Annotated in this window: 3 protein-coding genes; all 3 read left to right on the top strand. The window is 68.1% G+C overall.

Annotated elements, in window-relative coordinates; translation table 11 throughout:
• Window positions 1–1,929 (top strand): leucine--tRNA ligase (gene leuS / locus VFL64_RS21145; RefSeq protein WP_489542359.1); only part of this gene is annotated, 1,929 nt, incomplete at its 5' end.
• Window positions 1,926–2,417: an LPS-assembly lipoprotein LptE gene (locus tag VFL64_RS21140; protein ID WP_489542358.1), complete on the top strand. Its 492-nt coding sequence runs from the start codon at window positions 1,926–1,928 to the stop codon at window positions 2,415–2,417. The genes leuS and VFL64_RS21140, both read left to right, overlap by 4 nt.
• A gap of 10 nt (window positions 2,418–2,427) precedes the next feature.
• Window positions 2,428–3,398: DNA polymerase III subunit delta (gene holA / locus VFL64_RS21135; RefSeq protein ID WP_489542357.1), on the top strand; the 971-nt coding region annotated here is incomplete at its 3' end.

Raw genomic sequence — 3,398 nt, 5'->3', positions numbered from 1 at the left:
GGCGTGCGCTTCGCCTTCCCGCACACCATCGCCGGGGCCGACGGCAAACTGATCCAGGATGGGCGCCTGTACGTCTTCACCACGCGCGCCGACACCATCATGGGTGTGACCTTCTGCGCCGTGGCGCCGGAGCACCCGCTGGCGGCGCATGCCGCGGCCAGCAACCCGGCCGTCGCCGCCTTCATCGACGAATGCAAGACCGGCGGCACCACCGAGGCCGAGCTCGCCACGCAGGAGAAGAAGGGCGTGCCCACGGGCCTCAAGGTCACGCACCCGATCAGCGGCGACCCGGTGGACGTGTGGGTCGGCAACTACGTGCTGATGAGCTACGGCGACGGCGCCGTGATGGGCGTGCCCGCGCACGACGAGCGCGACTTCGCCTTCGCCAAGAAGTACGGCATCGACATCCTGGAAGTGGTGCACGTCGATGGCGAGCAGTACAGCTATGACCACTGGCAGGAGTGGTACGGCGACAAGCAGCGCGGGGTGACCATCAACTCCGACAACTTCAGCGGCCTGAACTACAAGGCCGCCGTCGATGCCGTGGCCGCGGCGCTCGCGCACAAGGGCCTGGGCGAGAAGAAGACCACCTGGCGCCTGCGCGACTGGGGCATCAGCCGCCAGCGCTACTGGGGCACGCCGATCCCCATCATCCATTGCGATGAACACGGGCCGGTGCCGGTGCCCGAGCGCGACCTGCCCGTCGTGCTGCCCGAAGACGTGGTGCCCGACGGCAGCGGCAACCCGCTGAACAAGAACGCCGCCTTCCTGGCCTGCAAGTGCCCCACTTGCGGCAAGCCCGCACGCCGCGAGACGGACACGATGGACACCTTCGTCGACAGCTCGTGGTACTTCATGCGCTACTGCGACGCGAAGAACGACAAGGCCATGGTCGGCGCCGGCACGCAGTACTGGATGCCGATGGACCAGTACATCGGCGGCATCGAGCACGCCATCCTGCACCTGCTGTACGCGCGCTTCTGGACCAAGGTGATGCGTGACCTGGGCCTGGTGAAGATCGACGAGCCCTTCACCCGGCTGCTCACGCAGGGCATGGTGCTGAACGAGGCCTTCTCGCGCTCCGACAGCGGCAAGGACTACTTCTGGGCCCACGACCTCGACATCGTGCGCGACGACCACGCGCAGGTGCTCTCGGCCACGCTCAAGGCCGACGGCAAGCCCGTTACCTACGAGGGCTGGACCACCATGTCCAAGTCCAAGAACAACGGCGTCGACCCGCAGGACCTGATCGAACGTTACGGCGCCGACACCGCGCGCCTGTTCGTGATGTTTGCTTCGCCGCCCGAGCAGACGCTGGAATGGAACGACGCCGGCGTCGAAGGTGCGCACCGCTTCCTGCGACGCGTGTGGAACTTTGGGGTGAAGAACGCCGAAGCCATCACCTCGCGCGGTGACAACAGCGGAGCCGACGGCGAAGAGGCCAAGGCGCTGCGCCGCGAGGTGCACAACGTGCTGCGCCAGATCAGCTACGACTACGAGCGCATGCAGTACAACACCGTCGTCTCCGGGGCAATGAAGCTGCTCAACGCGCTCGAAGGCTTCAAGGCCGGTGCGCCCGGGGTCGTGCGCGAGGCCTTCGGCATCCTGCTGCGCGCGCTCTACCCGGCCTGCCCGCACACCACCTGGCAGCTGTGGCAAGACCTGGGTTATGCCACCGTGCACGGTGACCTGCTCGACGCGCCCTGGCCGCAGGTGGACGAGGCGGCGCTGGTGCAAGACCAGATCGAGCTGATGTTGCAGGTCAACGGCAAGCTGCGCGGCGCGATCAAGGTGCCGGCGGGCGCGGACAAGGCGGCGATCGAGGCCACGGCCTTGGCGAACGCGGACTTCATCAAGTTCGCGGAAGGCAAGGCACCGAAGAAGATCATCATCGTTCCCGGCCGTCTTGTGAACGTGGTCGTTGGATGACGAGCCGGCGCTGGTTCCTGCTCAGTCTGGCCGCCCTCGCGGGAGGCTGTGGCTTCGAACTGCGCCGTGCCCCTGAGCTGAAGTTCAAGACGCTGTACCTCTCCGGCTTCAAGATGCACGCGCCGCTGGCCGCCGAGCTGCGCCGCAGCCTCCTGGCCAGCACCACCACCAAGGTGGTCGAGGCGGCCTCGCAGGCCGAGGTGGTGCTCGAAGCACTGGCCGATGCGCGCGACAAGGGCGTGGTCGCCTCCACCACCGCCGGCCAGGTGCGTGAGGTGCAGCTGCGCGCGCGCTTCAACTTCCGCGTGCGCACGCCGGCCGGCAAGGAGCTGATAGCGCCCACCGAGATCGCGCTCAACCGCGACATGACCTACAACGAGCGCGACGCCCTGGCCAAGGAGCTGGAGGAAGAGGCGCTCTACCGCGCCATGTACAGCGACATCTCGCAGCAGGTGCTGCGCCGCCTGGCGGCGATCCAGACGCTGTAAGGTTGCACCCATGCAAGTGCGTGCCGACCAGCTCACCGCCCAGCTCGCCAAGGGCCTGCGACCCATCTACACCGTGTACGGCGACGAGCCCCTGCTGGCGCAGGAAGCCACCGACGCCATCCGCGCCGCGGCGCGTGCCGCCGGCCACACCGAGCGCCAGGTGCACACCGTGGCGGGCGCGCACTTCGACTGGAGCGGGCTTCTCGGCGCCTCGCAGGCCATGAGCCTGTTCGCCGACAAGCAGCTGATCGAGATCCGCATCCCCTCGGGCAAGCCCGGCAAGGATGGCTCCGAGGCCTTGCAGCGCTACTGCGAGACGCTGTCAGACGATGTGGTCACCATCGTCACGCTTCCCAAGCTCGACCGCACGCAGCAAAGCAGTGCCTGGTTCACCGCGCTCGATGGCGCGGGCGCCTCGGTGCGCGTCGATGCGATCGAGCGCAAGGCCCTGCCGGCCTGGATCGCCCAACGCCTGGCCACGCAAGGCCAGCGCGTGCAAGGCGGCGAAGCGGGGCAGCACACCCTGGCCTTCTTTGCCGACCGGGTGGAAGGCAACCTGCTCGCGGCCCACCAGGAGATCCAGAAGCTCGGCCTGCTCTACCCGCAGGGCGAGCTGAGTTTCGAGCAGATCGAAGCGGCGGTGCTCAACGGGGCGCGCTACGACGTCTTCAAGCTCGGCGAAGCCGTGCTCGCCGGCCAGGCCTCCCGCGCGCTGCGCATGCTCGACGGCCTGCAGGCCGAAGGCGAGGCTGCCGTGCTGGTGCAGTGGGCCTTGAGCGAAGACGTGCTGGGCCTGCACCGCGTGCATGCGGCTGTCGAAGCCGGCAAGCCGCTGCCCATGGCCTTGCGTGAGCAGCGCGTGTGGGGCGTGCGCGAGAAGCTCTTCGAGCGCGTCGTGCCTCGGCTCGATGCGCACACGCTGGCGCGGCTGGTGTCGTCCGCCGCCATTTGCGACGGCATCGTCAAGGGCCTCAAGCACCC

This window comes from Rhizobacter sp., from assembly GCF_035702065.1.
In the GTDB taxonomy this organism is placed as follows: Bacteria; Pseudomonadota; Gammaproteobacteria; order Burkholderiales; family Burkholderiaceae_C; genus Rhizobacter.
This window is presented reverse-complemented; position numbering and strand designations above follow the sequence as displayed.